We start from the raw sequence: 20,708 nt of genomic DNA on the forward strand, positions 1-20,708 counted from the left end.
ACCTATAAACATGGAAAACAAGAGATACAATATTGAGGATCTTTTAAGTGAGACGATCACAGATATGGAAAACCTTGTATCAGATCTTGATTCAGAAGTCACCGATGATCTGGAAGAAGCCCTGGAAGAAGCGAGCAATGAACTAAAGAGAAGCCTGCATAAGTTGGTGAAATCTGTCAAAAAAGAAGTTCGAACAGATGTGCTTTCATTTTACCATGATAACAAGAAGCTGATTAACAGCGATCTCAAATCGCTGAATTCTTTTGTCCGGGAAATACTTGCCGACATTAAAAGTGAGTTGAGTGAGGGAATTCACGACGCGGAGGATAAGGATGATAAAAAGGAGCTCAGGGAAATCCGAAAGGATGTTGTCCGGTTTACGCGCCGATACAACCATGCCTATCATAAACTTCGTTTAAAACTTGCGTTAGGAAACGCAGGCGTCAGTGTTCAGGAATTCTTCAATCACAAATCTTAATCAAATGCGAAGTAATAACAAAAATCTACTCGGAATGTGTAAAACCAAATTTCAGTACATACTCTGGATACTCCTCATAGGAGTATCCATGATTGCCTGTCAGCAGGCAGGTGAGCCAAATGCCAAGAATGAGAGTGAATTCAAAGCCCTTTCGGCTGATACCGAATTTGACCTGGTTATTAAAAATGGCCGAGTGATGGATCCCGAGACCGGTTTTGACAAGGTTGCCAACGTGGGAGTAAAAGACGGTACGGTGGGTCTCATAACTGAAAAAGACATTTCAGGTAAGAGAGTGATCGATGCCAGCGGCCATGTAGTGGCACCGGGGTTTATAGACTATCACTCACATGCCCAGGAGCCTTATGGTCATAAACTCTATGTTCGGGACGGCGTTACTACACCGCTTGATCTGGAGGTAGGTGCCTTCCCTGTGAATGATTTCTATGAATTCTGGGAAGGAAAATCTTTTGTTAATTATGGAACGAACGTAGCCCATGTCGGCGCACGGTTGGAGGTATTGGATGGTCAGGAGCCCGATGGGCGAGTGCTTTACAGTCCCGCAATGGGGAGGGCCATGAACGATGGATCTCAGTTTAAAACAAAATTATATGATCCAAAAGATGAGAAAACCATCGTCGATGCCGTTGAAAGGGAAATCAAGCAGGGCGCCCTTGGCATTGCCTACCCCATTGGCTATTACACTGTGGTGGGCAGCCCTGAAATCAATGCCGTAACCGCACTGGCCGGTAAGTACAACTTACCGATTACCACGCATGTGCGCTATCTCGCACAAATACCCCCAAGTGGCTATATGGGTATTACAGAAATGCTCACTATAGCCCGTCAAAACGATGCCCCTGTGCTTTTTCATCACGTACAGAGCAATTGCCTGGGCCTCACCGGGCCTTGTCTTGATTTGATCGATGCCGCGCGCGCCCAGGGTCAGAAAGTGGTCGGCGAGTTTTATCCGTATCAGTATGCCGGCACTTATGTGGATGCCGATTATAACCGGCCTGGTTTCGAGCAGCGTATGGGCATTGAGGCTTCAGATTATGTTATTACGGCTACAGGGGAACACCTGACATCTAAGAAATTCGACAGTTTGCGGACTGCAGCTCCCGGAACCAACTTATTGATGTACACCATGAAGGAAGAATACATCATGGAAGCATTTAAGAGGCCGGGTACTATTGTTGGTTCGGATGGTATGCCCTGGATAGTTGAAGGAGATGAGGGAGGCTTTAATGCTACATTTGACACCCCATATGGTGCCGGCAACGGCCATGCCCGTGGATCAGGAACCCACGCCCGCATCCTTCGTATGGTACGCGAGACCAAGGCGATTCCTCTGATGGAGGCAATTGGTAAGATGACTTATGGTCCGGCATCCTTTCTGGAGGATCATGTGCCTCAGATGAAGAGACGAGGCCGCATCCAGGAGGGTTCAGCTGCCGATATCACGATTTTTGACCCGGAAACTGTGACCGATAACGCTACCCCAAAGATTGGTGAGAACTCACTTCCTTCGACGGGTATTCCTTATGTAATTGTGAACGGTACGGTAGTCGTCGATGATTCCAAAGTGCAGAATGTGGCCGCGGGGGTAGCTATCAGGAACAAAACAATAAATTAGTATTCCATTCCATTACAATAATGACACCGATTTAAAGTGGATAAGGGGCTTTGGGTCTGGCGTTTGGTTTTCTTTTTCACGTGTAAACAGAACATCCGGAATCCATAGTTTTGCGCTTCCTGGTGCTGCATGAAATAAAATTCTAAATAAAAATAGGTTATGAAAGCATGTACACTTTTTTTGGTTACCCTCTCATTTCTCGTTTTCTCACCCTTGGTGGTTATTGGGCAGAATGCAGAGGATACGGATAAATTGGTTTCAACCGATACGATCGAGCCGGGGATTCAAGGTTCTATTAATCCTTTGACGGACAATACAGACATTCTCACAGGAATGGAGCTGATTGACGATTCTTTTCCGAGTTCCCTTCCCATACCCGGTACGAACGTTCGTATGAAAATAGGGGGCTATGTAAAAGCGGATTTTCTGCATGATTTTGACTATATAGGAGATCGTTGGGAGTTTGAATTGGGAAGTATCGCGGTGGAGGGAAGCCCGGAAAGGGAACTGGGGGGAATAACCACATTTCATGTGAAACAAACCCGGGTCAACTTGGACTTCAGGTCCAAAGCCAAGTGGAAAAATGGCAAGGAATTCCCTATGCAGGTATTCGTTGAATTCGATTGGTTCTTTGATTCGGACGCATTCAGGTTGGTGCCTCGAATGCGCCATGCCTATGGGGTGATCGGGCGTCTGCTCATCGGAAGGACCTGGACCAATTCGGGTGATGTCTCAACCCTTCCGGGGACCATCGATTTTTCCGGTGGTGATGCGCTATACGGAGGGCGAGTGGCACAGATAAGGTGGCAGGACACCTTTGCCAAGAATTTTTCCTACGCCATAGCCCTCGAAGAAACAGGGGGACAGCTGGATAATCCCAACACCCTGGACGGAGCCTTCAGACCTTTGTATCCCAATTTAGCTGGAAATATAAAATACAGGTCTGCCAATGGATCGTCCTTCCAGCTCGGACTTGACCTCTTTGTATTGAGTTGGAAAGGTTCAACAGCTACCCCGAACGTCTCCAAGACAGGTTATGCCATTACGGGTACAGGGCGCTATGTATTCAAATCATCTCATTATAATGACTCCTTTGTGTACGGTGGTGGGTTTGGTCAGGGTCAGGCGCATCGTATTATCGCACTGTCCTGGGATGGCAAAGCATCCGGGGTGATCACTGAAGATGGACTGGATCTGTCCCCCGCCTGGTTCGCCTTTGCCGGATTCAACCACTATTGGAGCAAAAGTTTCAACTCAACGATTTCCACGCATTGGGCGGGAACGGATCTCTCGTCATTTCATTCAGATGATACCATTCAGAAAGCCGGCTCCTTTCACGCCAACCTCATTTGGTTTCCATACCCGCGGATATCTACTGGTGTCGAATATATGTGGGGCGTTCGCGAAAATAAGAGCGGTGTCGAAGGAACTGCATCCAGGGTCCAGTTTATGGCCAAATTTAAATTCAACTAAGTAACACTAATAACTTTTAATCACTATTCATTATGGAAAATGCACTTTCAAAAATCAGCCATGTAATCAAATACTGGTGGGTGGGCGTCCTTCTGGGAGTCCTGTTTCTGCTTTTGGGAATTTGGGTTCTGCAGTCGCCCATTGAAAGCTTTGTCACCTTTGCGATCTATTTTGCGATTACCTACATCATCAGTGGTATCGGTGCCATTGCTTTCTCGGTCTCCAACCGGGAAGCCCTGGACGGATGGGGATGGCAACTTGCAGGAGGGATCCTTGAACTCGTCATGGGAATTGCCCTGCTCGCCAACCCAGGTGTATCGATGATCGTCCTTGCCTTCTTTGTGGGTTTCTGGCTCTTGTTCCGGGGGTTTGCTACCATTTCGATTGCGGTGGAACTGAAAAAGGACGGAGGAAAAAATTGGGGGTGGACCCTATTCTCGGGCATCCTTACAATGATCCTCGCCTTTATGGTGCTGCTAAACCCATTGTATGCCGTGTCAACACTGAGCATCTTTATAGGACTTTCGTTGATCATGGCGGGTGTAGCACAGATCATGATTGGTTTCCAGGTCCGGAAGGTTTCTAAAAAGGCAAAAGAAGTTCTCTGAAAAACGGCTTCAACCACTTTCGGAAAGCGCTATAGATTAAGGGCCATTGGAGTTCAAATCAGGCCACTTCCAGTTGTTGCCAGATTTCCTGTGGTCCAATGATTACGTTTGCTTTTATCCTTTGGCCACTGGTCCGACTACTGCATTGGTGCCGGTCAGGTTTCATGGGGAGGTTGGTTGAAGAAGCACTTTTTTCTGTAATTTCAACAAGGCTTCAAGGCGGGTATTACCTTAGCACAGGGTATGGGGCTGAACAGGCCTGGTTCAATTATGGGTGTCAGGAAGAAATACATCAAACATCGGGTGGATCGCAGGCTCCGCAGGCTGAACAGGATCTTATTGGTGCTGATCACTGCAATGCTTGCACATGTGGTCTATGATGCATTTGTATTCAAAACCCCCTTGTACTATATCGGCTTTGCACTGGGCGGATATCTTGTTGGCGGTATTTTCCGAAGGACCGCTTTAGTTCAGTTCAAAATGGAAACGGAGTCCTTTGAGTTTACGACCAGCGCAGTCTACGTTCTCCTGACCTTTTTGCTCCTTGTTTTCAGGTATGCTTTTGGCAAGAGCCTGCTGGAGAATTTCCATGTGGTTTACACAAGCGATGCCCTGTATTTATTCTTTATCGGCATTTATTATTCGAAATGGCGAATGGTCCTGAAGAAGATCGACGAGGTCATATATCAATACGCAGACCAGAAGTTGGAAGAAAACAAGGAAGACAGCCCCATTTCCTGATTTCGCTCCAATTGCTTCAAAGATTTTATAAATTTGACTCGACAACACACCCACTTATCATGAAATATGCGATCGCCTTTGCAATTATAATTCTTCTCTTGGCAGGTTGCGAGGAGCCTGAAAAAGAACCGGCCCCGCCGAAAATCGACTGGACATCAAGAGAAGCCCGACTGGATAGCGCAGACAGCCTGATCTTTGGGAAGTCCTACCTTCCGATTTACTCTCGCATCTACCATCACAAGCGGGACAAGACCTATGGCTTAACAATCACTGCAAGCTTGCGGAACGTATCTGCCACGGATACTGTGTACCTGCTTTCAGCAGACCTCTATGGAACCACCGGGGAAATGGAACGCTCCTATATTGAAAAACCTGTTTACCTAAGACCTCTGGAAACCCTGGAGATTGTGATTGAAGAGACTGAGAAGGAAGGGGGAACGGGGGGCAACTTCACCTTTGAATGGGCCATACAGAATGCCAAGAATCCTCCTTTGTTCGAGGCAGTGATGATCTCTACCCTCGGTCAGCAGGGCATCTCCTTTACGACCCGCGGGATCCGGATGGATTAGGGGACCTTTGTTTTGCTATTTCAGCAAGGCTTATTCCTGTTGTTCACCTGCCGGCGCCATACATCTCAAGATATAAAAAAAGCCTCCCTGTCAAAGGAGGCTCAATGGCCAGGAAAATGTCTTTTGTTAGATCCCAAATAACAATAAACAGAACAAAATGATCATATAAAAGACCATTGCGCTTCCAATGCCAAGCACAACATCCTTAAATTGATAATTTTTGAGGGTTTTCATATTTCTCGTAAAAGAGTCTACTATTGAAACGGAAATCCGGTTATGACTCTGAATATGAAGGCATAGAGTACCACAGAGAACATACCAAAACTAAACCAGGCAAATCCCTTGAAGAAGTTTTTAGTAATAAAATGACCAAGACTTTCAAAGGCATCCCTGTATATATTTTTAATGAGTAGAGCTGTTTTCATAGCTATATTTTTTTGGGTTGATTCTGAGGCTAATTTCTTTACTTCTGGAATTTCAATTCCGAAAAATGGATAAGGAGAATACATTTTCAGGTCAAATGCATTTTGTCGATCATACATCCTGAAAAAGTGCAAATAAAGGAGTTTCGTAAATGCACCCCAGTTCTTTTTACGGCCTATTTTCCCGACATAAAGTTACAGTTGCACCTTCCCCCATTCGGAAAATCAGTAGTTTTACGTTTTCCTTCTGAAGGGAAACTAACTACTTCCATGAGTACGGCATGGTGAAAGAAAAAGGCGCCTCTCCTGGCTGGATGGGGATGACAAATCGGCGTTACAGGATTGCGGGGATTAGTTTCTTACTGCTACTGATCTCTTTTGGGGCTGCCACTTTCTATATACAAACCCGGAAGAACAAAATTGCTGCCATCGTCCTGGATATCCTTGATGAAAACTACAGAGGGGATATTGGCTATGACCGGATTTCACTGGATCATTGGAGTACCTTAACCGACCCCTCCATCTACTTTGAAAACTTTACCGTTACAGATACGACCACTACAAACCACCTGCGTCTAAAGGCTAAAAGGCTCAACGTTGAACTTTCCGTAACAGACCTGTTAAAGGGAATGATTCAGATTAAATCTGCGACCCTGACCGGCGGGGAGTTATTGCTGGACAATTTTACCCCATTAACCCCTCAGGAACTCAAAGGGTTACCTCCACTTATGGATTCCCCGGAGACTACCGATCGCACTATCGATCCTTTTCTGGAGAAAAATACCCGTCTTGAAATTTCGGATCTGTATATCGAGATTCGCCACCATGTCAAGAACAAACAATTCGAATTTCAGGTAAACGAGATTATTTCAGATATTGAATTCACCGATGAAGCTATCGCGGCGCAAACAACCCTGGATGTCGATATTGGAGCCCTGGGTTTTAACCTTGCGAATGGAGTTTTTGCAGGCGATACAAGGGCACGGGGTACCCTGGAATCCCTTTTCGACAGGTCCCGTAAACAATTGGATGTAAAATCGTTCCCATTGGAATTGGCCGACCAGGTTTTCGTTACCACAGCGAAATTGAACTTTATGGGGTCGGGGACCTTCGATATCACCCTCGAAAACGAAAAGACTCAGTTTCTTTCTACCATGGCGCTGCTGACAGAGAATATTCGGGAGAAGTTTTCGGACATTACCCTGGAAGGCCCATTGGCTACCCGAACAAGGTTGGAGGGGGGATTCTACTACAAGAACAACCCGCGGATTCACGTCCAATTCTCAAGTGCGGGGAATTCAGCGGTTTTTGACGGGGATAAAACGTTTACGGAGCTGAACTTTTCAGGGGAGTTCGCCAACCGTCTGTACGCAGAAGATAGGGACAAACCTGAGGATCCCAAAAATTTCAAAATTCAGGTGCCAGAGCTTCAAGGACAGTTCAGGGATATCGCCTTGGAGGTTCAGAATATGGAGCTGGCAAGCAGTCCGGACGCCGAGAATGCCTTTAAGGCGAAGATTAGTGCCAGGGGGTCACCTGAGAGCCTCAATAACCTTGTAGCCGCCCAGCACTGGAGTTTCCAGGGAGGTGAATTGGAACTGACCTCCGATATCGATGCGGATGGGCTTGACATGACCAGCGTTATGTCAGCCGCTCAGAGTACCTTTATACTACAAGATACCCGTATCATCAACAACGATAACGGGATAAGCCTTCCCGTCTCTGGTCTTTCATTGGCCATTAGCGCTGACCGCGCTGTCCTGGAAGAACTTAAAATTGAAGTTAAACCCGGTCAGGACCTCATGCTACAGGCCGGGTTTTCAAATTTTTCAGCCCTTTTTGGTGATAATGCCAATTCAGCAGTAAGCTCGGAATTCAGGCTGAGTTCTGAAAACCTGGTTTGGGAAGATTTTATGCAACTTTTTGAGATCACATCTTCCGATGATAAGACCAAAAGACCACAGGTTGTTCTTCAGGATTTACTCCGGGATATACATAAAAAGTATAACCCTGAAATCGATATTGCCCTGGGGAAATTCCATTTTGGTCAGTCCGTTTTAACTGAGCTTCAGAGTGGTCTGCATTTTGAAAATCCGGATTTGTTGAGGCTGGATGAAACTTCTTTCGGTATCGACGGGGGGAAAATGGAGCTTCATGGGCAGCTCGACCTCGCCAATGAAGAAAGGATTCCCGTTGAACTCTTCCTGAAAGGGGTGGCAGGCATGGATGTGCTAAACCAGCTCCTGACCAATGAACAGCTGATGCTCCATGGGGGGCAATTTCGCTTTAGCGCAACCCTGACGGGTGACCTGCTGCGTCCCGAAGCGATCCTGGGCCAATCAGAGAGCCTGATTCAGATGAGCGATTTCGATGCGACCTATGTGCCGTCGGATATTACCTTTCCTGTGAAATCATTGGAATTACAACTTAGAAAAGACCACGCACGATTGAATGAACTGACGCTTCAACTTAGCGAAGAGGACCTAGTAAACTTCTCGGGAGATATTCAGAATCTGTCTGCTCTGCTATTTGGGGGTACGCGAAAGCCTGTTCAGTCTGAACTCCATGTGCAATCTGAAAAATTGATATGGGAGGATTTTGTTCAGATGTTCGGGACACCAGATTCCGTAAGGACGGTCAAAACCGTTAGGGATCCTGAAGAATTGATCGCAGCCGAACGGAATTTCAAGGCCAGCCTCAGGGATATTTATACAACCCTGAATCCCAGCCTTACCCTGGATATTAAGGAATTTCGCTATCGGGAAATGCCGGGGTTTCACGATCTGGGAACAGAGATATCCTTTAAAGACGGACAGACCCTTCAATTGGAGCAGACGCGTTTTATGTACGACCAGAAAACAGCCGTCAGCTTAGAGGGGGAGATTGATGTCGCAGATTCCCGGAAAACCTATGTGGGTATGGAACTCAAAGCTTCGGGCGGTCCTGAAGAACTGAATGAAGTACTGAATAACGACACCTTCGTTTTTAGGGGTGGTTCCTACGAGGTACAGGCACGGATCAGGGGGGATATCGAGGATTTGGATTCGCTTATCGCCCATTCGGATTCTGAACTGAATGTCAGGGATACTTATATTGTACACAAGCCCAGTGGGGTAGAATTTCCAATCAATATCCTGGATGTGGGACTGCATGACAATACGGCCACACTCAGAGCCCTTGAACTTGCAATGGAATCCGGAGATCACATAATCTTCCAAGGTGAGGTAGGGTATATCTCTGATCTTATTTTCGACCTGCCACCAGACAAGGCTCGGACCTATTCAGAAATAAGCCTGCACGCTGCCAGATTGGATTTTGATGAGTTCCGGTCGCTCTTTGCTATCGGGCAGGAGGGATCGGCTGCCGCAGAACACGAGACAGCCATACGACAAACCATTAGGGATGTCTACAACAAGTTCCGACCGAGTTTGGAAGTGTCCATCGGGGAATTTCACCTGGACAAACTGGAGGTTCACAATCTTAAATCGGGTTTCCATTTTGAAGATCAGAATCGCCTTTACCTCGAGCGAAGTGAATTTGAATTCCATAAGGGCAGGGTAAGCCTGGATGCCCACCTGGATATGACAGAGCCAGAGAAAACCATGTTCTCTTTTGGGGTGATCACCGACAGGATCGATGTGGATAAGCTGCTGCAGGCCTTTGATTACTTTAAGATGCCTTCCCTGCAATCTGCTACTGAAATAAGCGGACTTGTAAGTTTGAATACCGAAATTGAAGGAGAGGTAAACGAAGAGGGCCTTATTGACCCTGAAAGCCTGAAGGGGATCATTAATTTTGACCTTGAGAATGCTCAGGTTGCCGGATTCGAACCTATAATAGAATCCGGGGGTAAGATATTTAAAAAGGAACGCCTGGAGGATATTCGCTTTATGCCCATAAAGAATTCAATGGTCCTTTCGGAAAGGGTACTGGATATCCCACTGATGGAGATACAGTCTTCGGCTTTTGAACTCTTTGTGGCTGGTGAGCTTGGGTTCGGAGATGCCCCGACAAGTCTCTGGGTAGGCTTTCCCCTAAACAACCTTAAAAGTCGGGATGTTCGGAATGTGCCTGATAAAAAGGGCTTTATTGCCGCCGGGAAAAAGGTTTATGTAGAAGCGAAAAGCGATGAAAAGAAGGGGATGAAGTACATACTGCACTTGACTCCTAAGAAGTTTTATGAAGAACGGGGTATGATGGAAAATTATCGCAGCGACATACGTAAAGAAAGGATGCAGATCCGCCGCTACAAAAGAACGGGGGACACTTCATTACTTAAAGACTCCAAAGCCGCTTCCGATATCCCAAGGAAAAATTAAGCCCATTTGAAGATCAGAGCGTAAACACAACCCTCCGAGCGTCCTGGAAATTCCATTGCTCTACTTTTTGCAGGACGGCTTCATTTAATGGTAATCGTCCCAAGGTGGGTCGGGATAATCACTTCGGTATCAGGCGACAATCTTCCCACATCTTCCTTGAAAGGTACTAATTTGAGATCTACAGAGGCCTGCTGCGAAAAGCCATAGGGCAGACGAAAATTATCCCAGTGGGTGGGGATAATGACTTTAGGATTGCTTGTCACCCGGAGCAGGCGTTCGTTGTAATTATAGAGTCCCAATTGGGATTGGTTAACCCCGGCAAGCAGGATATCGGGTTTGATTCCCTCTAACTCCCTTTCCACAAAATTCATGGAACCCATGGTGAGGACCTTATGGTTTGCCATACGCAACAGGAACATCAGAGAACCCCCTTCGATGAATTCCGATACCCGCAAAGGGGTTTCAGGTACTTCGGTATACGTCCTTGAATCCAGGTAGTGTTTGTTGTTCAGGGCCGAATGAATGGAGGGGATAACCCGGACCGAAAAATTCTCGAACTGGTAATCTTCTCCCCCGCGGACCGGATAGAGCTGCTCATCAGGGATGCCGTAGCCCCTGAGGATATTGCAGGTGGTTTCGGTTCCGATTACTTTGGCCCCTGTCTTTTTCGCGATATAGGGAACATCGGATAAATGGTCAAAATGCGCGTGGTGTACCATAATGTAGTCCGCACGGGTGATCAGGCTGTCGATACTGAGGGTGTCCGAGACAAAATAATCAGATCGCGCCACGGTCGCCCGGGTATCGTCTGGGTGGATGCCGGGCCCCGTCCCCAGCTTGACACGGGAAATATACGGGTCCACGAGTATGGTGAGGTTTCCATCATTAATTTTCCATCCGGCTGTACCCAGATAGGTCAGTTTTATTGGTGATTCCTGCGCCTGGACGGCAAGGCCTCCCAGAAACGCAAAGAGCAAGATGAATATGCTAAGGGTCGGAAAGGGTTTAGGAGTGATTCGCATGGGTCAATGGTTAGGGTTTATTTTTTGGCGCGGCTCAAATAATAGCGGTTTAGGGCATCCGAATTTGCCTCAATCAGGTCTGGATAGCCATCTCCGTTTAAATCGGCAGCAATAATATCGTAGGTGGGGTGTTCCTCATTGGCCAGGGGTGAAAGTTTCCAGTTTTGGCCGTTCCCGGTATTGAAAAATACCGCGTTCGCACTTCCGGCATTCCCAATAGCGATATCTATATCCCCATCCTTGTCTAAGTCTGCGGCCGATATGGCAAAACTTCTGGACGTACTCTCATCAAATGCCGTAGACCTATTATATGGGGATTCCTTGCTTCCAAAATAGATCACATTGGGTTCCCTGATATTGGCGAGCAGGATATCGGGAAACCCATCCTGGTCGATGTCTGCTATACTGAGCGATCGGGTATTGTCTTTCCCCGTGCCGAAGGGGATCTTTTCGCCAAATCCCAGGGCGCCGTCATTCAGATAGACGTAATTGGGCTGTGCATCGCGGTTGGCCAGGATCAGATCCAGGTCCCCGTCCCCATCCATGTCGGCGACCTCCACATCAATGGTGGAATCCTCACGGCTTCCGAATTCCATAGTTTCGCCAAAATTGCCGTCTCCGTCATTGAGACAGATCTCATTGGGCCGCCCCCGGTTGGTGATCAGGATATCCACATCCCCGTCCTGGTCCAGATCCGCCAGGCTGAGGTTCCGGGTGGGGGCATATTCCGCTCCAAAAGAAGCGGTCTTAGTAAAATTCCCGGATCCGTCGTTCAAAAAAAGTTCATTGGGCGCCATATCATTGCCAACAGCAATGTCAAGATCTCCATCACCATCGAGGTCTGCCAGTTCGGTGGCATAGGTGGTAGCCCGGGACGAGCCCAGGGGTAATTCCACAGTGAATATCCCACGGCCATTGTTCAGGAAAATGCGGTTCTGGCCGGGCCAGTGCCTGCCGTTGGCAACTACAAGGTCTGTATCGCCATCCCCGTCCAGGTCACCACAGGCAATAGAGGCTGTGCGTTCTGTATAGGTCCCCAGGATAAGCCGTGCCGAACTCTGGAGTTCAATTTCCTGGGCAGCGCTATTTTCAAGTATAGGTGCCAAAGCCAAAAAGCACAATATCCTGGAGTATTTGAGCATGGGAGGGAATTTACGAAAAAAGAAAGCAGGTTGGGCCGGTGGTTCATCCGGGTTGGGTCAGTTATTCAGGGTAAGCAGTGAAGTATCCCAGCCTGAAGCGGTGAGGTGAAACCTTCACAGGCTCGAAAGTGAGGCCGCGGATATAGGGATTGATCGTATTGAAAACAGCGCTGGCTTAAGATCGCCTGCCTTAAACCCAATAGGGAACCTTTACTCAGATTCAATATCTTCAAAAAAAGTAAAGCGCAACTCCCAATGGCCATCGGAATCCTTTTTCAGGATAAAAACAGGATCATTCGTGATCCCAATTTGGCGGATGATGGCAATACTGTCCAGGACGATGGGCCGTGAAATGGTGACAGATCCGGACTTTTTACTTGACAGCTCAATGTGCCGAAGGTATTCTTCCCGGAAGCGCAACTCTTCAGACTCTTCCAGCTTTTCCTGTACTTGCTGCAGGGTCTCAGGGGGAAGCAGGGTATTGAGCACCAGGTCACTGCTGCGCTCCGGATATCGTTTCCGGACGTAAATAGAATCGTAATCGGACAATGAAGTAGGCAAGGATGTGTTGACCGTTTTATGGTACAGCGGAAGATGTGACCTCTCATAAAAGTCGTTTACTACGGCGTATTCTTCCGGAGATAGGGTCGGATCATCCGGCTGTCCCGAGGCGCAGGATAGCATTAACAGGACTCCTGAAAGCAAAAGGAAGGTTTTGAAAGAATTACGTACCAAATAAATTGGGATCATTCGATTATAGGGATTATACCGTTTCAACATACGTTTTACGATTTTCAAAGCCGCTCCTTCTGGAATTTCCGAAAGGGTATGACCTTAAGCGCCGTTAGCATCATTTGCCTTGATCACTCCAAACTCCTGTAAATCGCGGTTATGATTCCTTCATTGTTGATAAAACCGGTTCCGAAGTCAGCGTCCCATTCTTTGGAAAGCCCCATGGCCAGGGTTTGTTCAAGGGAATTACCCGAGTCCTGGGCCGCCTTTACCCGATTGCGCAGGGTTTCCAGCATGTCGCGGTAGGCCCTAAGTGTTTCCCGATTAGTTACCGGACCGTGACCGGGTATGATACGGGTTTGATCATCTACGATAAAAAGTGCCATATTCAGGTTTTTAATAAAACCTTCGATATCCCCACCTGAATTCAGGTCGATAAAAGGAAACCCTCCATTGGCAAAATTATCCCCCATATGGATGACATTGGCCTCGGGGAAATAGATATATGAATCTCCATCGGTGTGGGCGTCGTTTACATGCATCACGTGCATGGATTGGCCGCCTCCCAGGTGAAGGGTAAGTTCATCTGAAAAGGTGATTTCGGGCAGGGCGACTTCCGGCGATGCCTCCCGCACCCGTCCGTTTCTTTCGGATGGCTTCCCCAGGCGTTCACGAACGTTTTCATGCGCAATAAGTATTGTACCTGCTTTTCCAAAGTTGATGTTTCCACCCGTATGATCCCCGTGCCAATGCGTGTTGACTAAAAATTTCAGGGGTTTGTCTGTAACCTCACGTACGGCAGCGGTTATTTTTTCCGAGAGGGGAGCGTACTGGTCGTCGATCAGGTAAGCGGCTTGTTCCCCTATGGCCAGGCCGATATTTCCGCCGGCTCCGAACAGGACATAAATGTTGTCGGTGATCTTTTCTGTTTTGATCTCAACATCGTCAAAGTTACGTTGTGCCAGACCTGTTGAGAAGGTCAGAAGGAGCATTGCGAATGGGATTGCAGTTTTCATAAAGATTAGGTCTTAATAGGGTTACTCACAGGGTTGATGGCTTACCAGACGTAAAAGGTACGGAATTATACATTTTAAGGGAAGCTACGGCTTCTGTCCGAAATCAATAGTATAAGCATCCTATTGCATCAGGATTTTGTCATGAACCCAAAGATTTTTTCGCCTTTAAGAGCCTTTTGATTTCGTTGAGTTTCATAAGCGCCTCAACCGGGGTCAGACGGTCGATATCCAAATGCAGGATTTCGTCCCTGATTTGTTCCAAAAGGGGATCGTCCAGCTGAAAAAAGCTCAGCTGCATTTCGTCTTTTTCCAAAGTTACAGGCGCTTCCAAGGCATCTCCTGAATGGGATTTTTCGAGCTGCTTCAGGATTTTTTCGGCTTTTTGGATTACCGGATTTGGCATCCCTGCCATGCGGGCTACATGTATACCGAAACTGTGATGGCTGCCTCCAGGTTCCAGTTTCCTTAAAAAGAGGACCTTTTCTTTGCCCTCTTTTACGGCTACATTGAAATTCTTCACCCTGGGAAAAAGCGAGGCCATTTCGTTGAGTTCGTGGTAATGGGTGGCAAAAAGTGTTTTAGGACGTGCCGGGTGTTCATGCAGGTATTCGGCAATCGCCCAGGCAATGGAAATCCCGTCGTACGTGCTTGTACCCCTGCCAATCTCATCAAGCAGAATCAGGCTGCGATCCGAGAGGTTGTTCAGGATGGAGGCTGCCTCGTTCATTTCGACCATAAAGGTGGATTCCCCAAGTGAAATATTATCACTGGCACCAACCCGGGTAAAAATCTTGTCCACGATCCCCAGGATGGCTGCTTCTGCGGGCACATAACTCCCGATTTGCGCGAGGAGGACAATCAGGGCGGTCTGCCTGAGAATGGCGGATTTACCACTCATGTTCGGACCTGTGATCACAATGAGCTGCTGTTCTTCGCGATTCAGGATTAAGTCATTGGGGATATAGGCCTCCCCGGGGGGGAGTTGACGTTCGATGACCGGGTGCCTTCCCCCAATAATCTTCAGGTCGGTAGCATCGGTCATGGCAGGAGCGCTATAATCGCATTCCCTTGAGAGCTGAGCGAAACCACATAGACAGTCCAGCTGGGCTACAAGGCGCGCATTCTCCTGTACATCCCGGATGTATTCCTGCATCCAGACCACGAGCTGGTTAAAGAGTTGTTGTTCCAGTTCCAGGATGCGTTCCTCGGCCCCGAGGATCTTTGCCTCGTATTCCTTGAGTTCTTCAGTGATGTATCTTTCGGCATTGACCAGGGTTTGTTTGCGAATCCATTCCTCAGGTACTTTGTCTTTATGTGTATTGCGGACCTCGATATAATAGCCGAAAACATTGTTGGAAGCAATTTTCAGGGAGGTAATGCCCGTCCGTTTGGTTTCCCGCTCCAGCATCTGATCGAGGTAGGCTTTTCCGGACCGTGCCAGGCCCCGAAGCTCGTCTAGCTCTTCTGAAAATCCAGGGGCAATCGAGTCACCTTTACCAATCCCTGCAGGCGCCTCTTCCAAAAGCACTGCTTTTATCCGTTCCCGGAGTGCATCGCATGGATTGATGGCCTTCCCGAGGCGGGCCAGGGCGGGTTCCGCTACTTCACTGATCCGGCCCTTGAGCGGAATCAGGGTTTCCAGGGCATTTTTCAGGTGTACGGTCTCCCGGGGGGTGATTTTTCCCGCCGCCACCTTGGCGATTAAACGTTCCAGGTCCCCTGTGCGGCCCAGGTGTTCCCGTACAATTTCCAGAAGGGAATCCCTTTCCTTAAAGTAGCCTACAATTTTATGCCTTTCCCGAATGGTGTCGAGTTGCTTCAGGGGCATGGCAAGCCAGCGCCTCAAAAGCCTGCCACCCATAGGGGAACGGGTTTTATCGAGGACATTCAGCAGCGGGACACCCCGCTGATCCCGGGTCTGAAACAGTTCGAGGTTTTGGATTGTAAACCGGTCCATCCAGACATAATCCGCTGAAGACAATCGCCGGAGGGAGGTGATATGCCCGAGCTGTCGATGTTGTGTTTCCTTCAGGTAATGGATTACCGCTCCTGCCGCAATGATCCCCATAGATAAATCTTCAACCCCAAAACCCTTCAGGCTGGAGGTATTGAAGTGCCCCGTCAGGGTCTCACGGCTGTAATCTTCCTGAAAGATCCAGTCTTCTGAGAAGAAACAATGGTGCGAGGCTCCAAATGCCTCTTTAAAATCCGTCCGGTGTTTTTTAGACACAAGAATCTCCTTGGGTTCAAAGTTCTGCAGCCATTTGTCGATATCGGTTTGGTCTCCTTCGGCCAGGAAAAATTCACCGGTCGATATGTCCAGAAAGGAGATCCCGAGCCGGCCGGCTCCAAAGTGTACGGCTGCCAGAAAATTATTCGCCTTGGCCTGCAGGAGTTCATCGCTCAGGGAAACTCCGGGAGTCACCAGTTCGGTCACCCCTCTTTTGACGATCGTCTTTGTTTGTTTGGGATCTTCAAGTTGGTCGCAGATGGCCACCCTTTGGCCCGCTTTTACAAGCTTGGGCAGGTAGGTGTTCAGGGCATGGTGCGGAAAACCTGCAAGGGCCGTCTGATCTCCACCGTTGTTTCGCTGCGTCAGGACGATGTCCAGGATTCCGGCGGCCTTCTCTGCGTCAGCCCCGAAGGTTTCGTAAAAGTCGCCCACCCTGAATAGTAACAAGGCATCCGGATATTTCACCTTAATGCCGTTATACTGCATCATCAGAGGAGTCGTCTTTTTGCCTTTAGCAGCCACTTTCCATGTTCTTTTTTGGTAACAAACGAAAATAGGGGTTTCATGGGGTATCCCCAACCCCTGTTAATATCTAAGGAAAACTTCCACTACCTGCAATTCCTGCGCTTATTTGTACTTTTGAAGCCCAAACAAAGCGCATGCGAAAGCTTAAGAATGAAGAATTGGGCCGTCTGCAGGTGGATGCCTTTAAAGAGGCACCGAAAACGCCGGTGGTATTGATTTTGGACAATGTGCGCAGCCTGCATAATGTCGGTTCTGTGTTTCGCTCTGCGGACGCATTTCGGATAGAAAAGATCTACTTGTGCGGAATCACGGCCACTCCGCCTCATAAAGACATCCGAAAAACCGCCCTTGGGGCAACGGAAAGTGTGGCATGGGAGTATGCCCCCCAGACAGAATCCCTGGTTAGGTCCCTCAGGGAATCCCATGAGTGCTGGGCGGTGGAACAGGCCAGTGGATCGGTTTCTCTTGAAGCTTTTCAGCCCCTTGCCGGCAAGCCCTTTGCCTTTGTTCTCGGTCATGAGGTTAAGGGAGTTTCCCAGGAGGTTATTGACATTTGCAGCGGTGTGATTGAAATCCCCCAATTGGGCACTAAGCACTCTCTGAATATTTCTGTGGCCGCTGGTGTGGTCCTCTGGGACTTCTGGTCGAAAACGCGGGGTCAAACGCAGCCCTGAGCTATTTGGAGCCAGGACAGGGCCGGAGGTATGTCAGTCAGGGTAAGAAGTTGCATTCCTGATTTTTTTTTCATCGATTAAGGTGGCATCCCCGCCCTATATGTCCTTACCCATAACATGGGCCATCATCTGATCTAATATGGCGTTATAGTCCTCCGGACGGGAGACAAAGTCGTACCCCCCGGCATCGATAATCAGGGAATTGAGCTCGGGAGTATGCTTCATAAAATCGAAATAGCCACTCTGGATCTGCTCGAGGTATTCTGCAGGGATCCCTTCCTCGTAGGCCCTTCCCCTTTTTGAAATTTGTTCCAGGAGCCGGTCCGTACTCTGGTAGAGATACACATAGAGGTTCGGTTTGCGGACTTCCCGGTACATAATGGAAAAGAATTTCCGGTAAAGTTTATACTCTTCAATCCCCAGGGTGATTTTGGCAAAAATCAAACTCTTGTATATATCGTAATCACTCACCACAAAACTTTTAAAGAGGTCCAGTTGACGGGTGTCTTCAATAAATTGCTGATACCGGTCTGCCAGAAATGAGAGTTCCAGAGGAAAGGCATACCGCGCACGGTCCTGATAGAACTTTGGTAAAAATGGATTGTCCTCAAAGCGTTCCAGAATGAGTTTGGCATTGAAATCCTGCGAAATCTTCCGGGCCAGAGTCGTTTTTCCGGCGCCGATATTCCCTTCTATGGCGACAAAACCAAGCGCTGTAAAAAAGGACTTTTGCGTTTTATGGAGTACTAAGTGTGTTTTTTCTAGACTGCTGTGATCCGGACATTCCTGTAATAGATTTCGATGATCCCTGCCCAGCACCGGATGGTAAAACTGGGGTGCAATATCGGAAAGTGGTTTGAGAACAAACCGGCGTTTTTCCATATGCGGGTGAGGGACTGTCAGCCTTTCAGATTGGATTTGAGCCTTCCCGTAATAAAGCAAATCCATGTCCAAAGTCCTAGAGCGGTATCCCCCGGTAGCCTTCCTTTGTCTCCCGGCCTCTCTTTCTATTTCCAAAAGACAGTCCAGGAAGTCCTCCGGGGAAAGCGTTGTTTGAATACTCAGGCAGGCGTTCAGGAAATCTTCCCCCTCGAATCCCCAGGCCGGGGTCCGGTATACCGAACTGATTGCCTCGATTTCACCTGCTTTGTCTCCCAGGGAAAAGATGGCCTTCTGAAGATAGAACGCTCTGTTTCCCAGATTGCTTCCCAGGGAGACATATGCGAGTACGGGGTCTTTTTTCATCTGTGCCAATGTACGGAAAACTGATGGTTTATACCCTTGCGTTTGGTGGGTTGCCTCTTTTTAGGAACCACAGAAAGTTACTATGAATCCGTATCTTTGACCGATACATCAAGAAATTGCTATGGCCTTTTTGAGAAATCTGCTGGCGTCCATTCTCGGGACCCTTTTTGCCCTTGGGATCCTGTTTTTTATGTTTTTAATTTTCGCCTCCCTGGCAAGTGTGGGAGACGAGGTCCGGGTAAAGCCCAATTCGGTCCTTAAGCTCGAGTTTCCGCTTCCGGTGTCTGAGCACTCTACTACAGATCCGGACGATCCTTTTACGATATTCTTTGAACCTAAAATGGGGCTGGACCAGATTGTGCAGGCCATCGGAGTGGCCGGGAAAGACGACCGTATAAAGGGGATTAGTATCAGCAGTCCTTATCTGATGTCAGGCATGGCTCAGGCCAAGGCTATACGCGATGCCCTGGAGGATTTCAAGGCTAAGGGAAAATTCGTTTACGCCTATGGGGATTTCTATACCCAGAAGGATTACTATCTCTCCTCTGTAGCTGACAGTCTCTTTATCAACCCTGCCGGAAACCTCGATTTTAAGGGCCTGGCTGCGGAAGTTTTGTTCTTCAAGGATTTTCAGGAGAAATCCGGTGTGAAAATGGAGGTTGTTCGGCATGGGAAATACAAAAGTGCGGTAGAGCCCTTCCTTTCCGATAAAATGAGCCCGGAAAACCGGGAGCAGCTGAGCAGCCTTATCCAGTCCCTTTGGGAAAGTATGAGGGATGGGATCGGGGAGAGCCGGAACATTCCGGCCGCTACCCTGGATCAGCTCGCGGATTCTCTTGGAGGCCGGAATCCTGAAATGGCCCTGAACGCCAGGCTGGTCGATGCGCTGGTGTATGCCGACACCTATGAGGACAAGCTGCTGAGGGAGAGTGGAGGTAAAGGGAAGCATCCGGAGTTCATAACATTGCAGCGCTATATGCGGTATTCCCGGAAACGTCCGATTTACAAGGGTTCGGATGAGATTGCGGTAATCTATGCCCAGGGGGAAATCCTTTATGGGGAAGGCAGTCCTGAGTTTATCGGTCAGGGGAAAATGACCAAGGCCCTTCGCAAGGCCAGAGAGGATAAGGATGTAAAGGCGGTGGTGGTCCGTATAAATTCTCCCGGTGGGAGTGCCCTATCCTCTGAACTCATTTGGAGGGAACTGCAACTGACCCGGAAGGCAAAGCCCGTCGTCGTCTCCCTTAGTGATATTGCCGCTTCGGGTGGCTATTATATGGCTGTAGGTGGCGACATAATTTTAGCAGAACCCAATACCATTACAGGTTCAATCGGGGTTTTCACAACCGTACCCAATTTAAGCGGGATTTCGGAGAAGGTAGGGATTAATGCCGAACAGGTGGGGACCCACCATTATTCCATGGATTACTCTTTATTTGAGCCCATGCGCGAGGATTTCCGCGAGGTACTCCGGGATGGGATTGAAGATACCTATCAGATGTTCCTGGAGCGGGTTTCTGAGGGACGTAAGATAAGCCTGGCTAAGGCCGACAGCCTCGCCCAGGGAAGGGTTTGGAGCGGCAAACAGGCCCTTGAGAATGGTATGGTCGATGATTTAGGAGGTATGCCTGAAGCCCTGGAATTAGCCGCTGAAATGGCTGGGATTACCGATTTTAAACTTCAGATACTCCCCAGGTACAAAACCGGATTGGAGCGCCTTATGGAAGATCTTGGAGGTGGGCAGGTGAGCGCAGATCAGGTAATCACCTCTGAGTTGGGTCCGGAATGGGGAGAAACAATCATGGCTTTAAAACAACTCCTGAAACAGGAAGGTATACAAGCCCGTATGCCATTTATTTTAAAGATCAACTAGGTC

The 20,708-nt window shown here is 48.2% G+C and carries 16 protein-coding genes; 9 read left to right on the forward strand and 7 right to left on the reverse strand.

Features of this window, described 5'->3' with window-relative positions; translation table 11 throughout:
• Positions 1-10 precede the first annotated feature (10 nt).
• From QU605_RS03330 to QU605_RS03355, 6 genes are all read left to right on the forward strand, one after another.
• A complete protein-coding gene (locus tag QU605_RS03330; RefSeq protein WP_289723836.1) occupies positions 11-478 on the forward strand; it encodes a hypothetical protein in 468 nt (155 codons plus the stop codon).
• A 34-nt stretch (positions 479-512) separates the two neighbouring features.
• The gene (locus QU605_RS03335; protein WP_289723837.1) at positions 513-2,111 is read left to right on the forward strand and encodes an amidohydrolase family protein; all 1,599 of its coding nucleotides are present in this window, start codon (positions 513-515) and stop codon (positions 2,109-2,111) included.
• Between the two features lie 159 nt (positions 2,112-2,270).
• The gene (locus tag QU605_RS03340; protein WP_289723838.1) at positions 2,271-3,584 is read left to right on the forward strand and encodes a DcaP family trimeric outer membrane transporter; all 1,314 of its coding nucleotides are present in this window, start codon (positions 2,271-2,273) and stop codon (positions 3,582-3,584) included.
• A 32-nt stretch (positions 3,585-3,616) separates the two neighbouring features.
• Entirely contained in the window at positions 3,617-4,192 is a 576-nt protein-coding gene (locus tag QU605_RS03345; RefSeq protein WP_289723839.1) for an HdeD family acid-resistance protein, read from the forward strand.
• A 243-nt stretch (positions 4,193-4,435) separates the two neighbouring features.
• Positions 4,436-4,933: a hypothetical protein gene (locus tag QU605_RS03350; RefSeq protein ID WP_289723840.1), complete on the forward strand. Its 498-nt coding sequence runs from the start codon at positions 4,436-4,438 to the stop codon at positions 4,931-4,933.
• A gap of 59 nt (positions 4,934-4,992) precedes the next feature.
• Complete coding sequence (locus tag QU605_RS03355; RefSeq protein WP_289723841.1) at positions 4,993-5,502, forward strand: DUF3124 domain-containing protein; 510 nt, start codon at positions 4,993-4,995, stop codon at positions 5,500-5,502.
• A 254-nt stretch (positions 5,503-5,756) separates the two neighbouring features.
• On the opposite strand, the gene QU605_RS03360 is transcribed toward QU605_RS03355, so the two are convergent.
• Positions 5,757-6,059 carry a DUF6747 family protein gene (locus QU605_RS03360; protein ID WP_289723893.1) on the reverse strand — a complete coding sequence of 101 codons (303 nt, stop codon included), beginning with the start codon at positions 6,057-6,059 and terminating at the stop codon, positions 5,757-5,759.
• Positions 6,060-6,205: 146 nt separating this feature from the next.
• Between QU605_RS03360 and QU605_RS03365 the strand changes: the two genes are divergently transcribed.
• Complete coding sequence (locus tag QU605_RS03365; RefSeq protein ID WP_289723842.1) at positions 6,206-10,243, forward strand: AsmA family protein; 4,038 nt, start codon at positions 6,206-6,208, stop codon at positions 10,241-10,243.
• 80 nt (positions 10,244-10,323) lie between these two features.
• Here QU605_RS03365 and QU605_RS03370 read toward each other — a convergent pair whose 3' ends face one another.
• The 5 genes from QU605_RS03370 to mutS form a co-directional block, all read right to left on the reverse strand.
• On the reverse strand, positions 10,324-11,265 hold the full coding sequence (locus tag QU605_RS03370; protein WP_289723843.1) for an MBL fold metallo-hydrolase: 942 nt from the start codon (positions 11,263-11,265) through the stop codon (positions 10,324-10,326).
• A 17-nt stretch (positions 11,266-11,282) separates the two neighbouring features.
• Positions 11,283-12,407 (reverse strand): FG-GAP repeat domain-containing protein, encoded by a 1,125-nt coding sequence (locus QU605_RS03375; RefSeq protein WP_289723844.1) that lies wholly within the window; start codon positions 12,405-12,407, stop codon positions 11,283-11,285.
• A gap of 210 nt (positions 12,408-12,617) precedes the next feature.
• The gene (locus tag QU605_RS03380) at positions 12,618-13,157 is read right to left on the reverse strand and encodes a hypothetical protein (protein ID WP_289723845.1); all 540 of its coding nucleotides are present in this window, start codon (positions 13,155-13,157) and stop codon (positions 12,618-12,620) included.
• 113 nt (positions 13,158-13,270) lie between these two features.
• Positions 13,271-14,155, reverse strand: coding sequence for an MBL fold metallo-hydrolase (locus QU605_RS03385; RefSeq protein ID WP_289723846.1), 885 nt, complete (start codon positions 14,153-14,155; stop codon positions 13,271-13,273).
• Positions 14,156-14,294: 139 nt separating this feature from the next.
• On the reverse strand, positions 14,295-16,910 hold the full coding sequence (gene mutS, locus QU605_RS03390; protein WP_289723847.1) for a DNA mismatch repair protein MutS: 2,616 nt from the start codon (positions 16,908-16,910) through the stop codon (positions 14,295-14,297).
• 137 nt (positions 16,911-17,047) lie between these two features.
• On the opposite strand from mutS, the gene QU605_RS03395 reads away from it, so the two are divergent.
• Positions 17,048-17,587 (forward strand): RNA methyltransferase, encoded by a 540-nt coding sequence (locus tag QU605_RS03395; protein WP_289723848.1) that lies wholly within the window; start codon positions 17,048-17,050, stop codon positions 17,585-17,587.
• A gap of 96 nt (positions 17,588-17,683) precedes the next feature.
• On the opposite strand, the gene folK is transcribed toward QU605_RS03395, so the two are convergent.
• Positions 17,684-18,832 (reverse strand): 2-amino-4-hydroxy-6-hydroxymethyldihydropteridine diphosphokinase, encoded by a 1,149-nt coding sequence (folK, locus tag QU605_RS03400; protein ID WP_289723849.1) that lies wholly within the window; start codon positions 18,830-18,832, stop codon positions 17,684-17,686.
• 121 nt (positions 18,833-18,953) lie between these two features.
• Between folK and sppA the strand changes: the two genes are divergently transcribed.
• Complete coding sequence (sppA, locus tag QU605_RS03405; RefSeq protein ID WP_289723850.1) at positions 18,954-20,705, forward strand: signal peptide peptidase SppA; 1,752 nt, start codon at positions 18,954-18,956, stop codon at positions 20,703-20,705.
• The last annotated feature ends 3 nt before the right edge of the window (positions 20,706-20,708 follow it).

Source organism: Robiginitalea aurantiaca, assembly GCF_030380815.1.
Classification (GTDB): Bacteria; Bacteroidota; Bacteroidia; order Flavobacteriales; family Flavobacteriaceae; genus Robiginitalea; species Robiginitalea aurantiaca.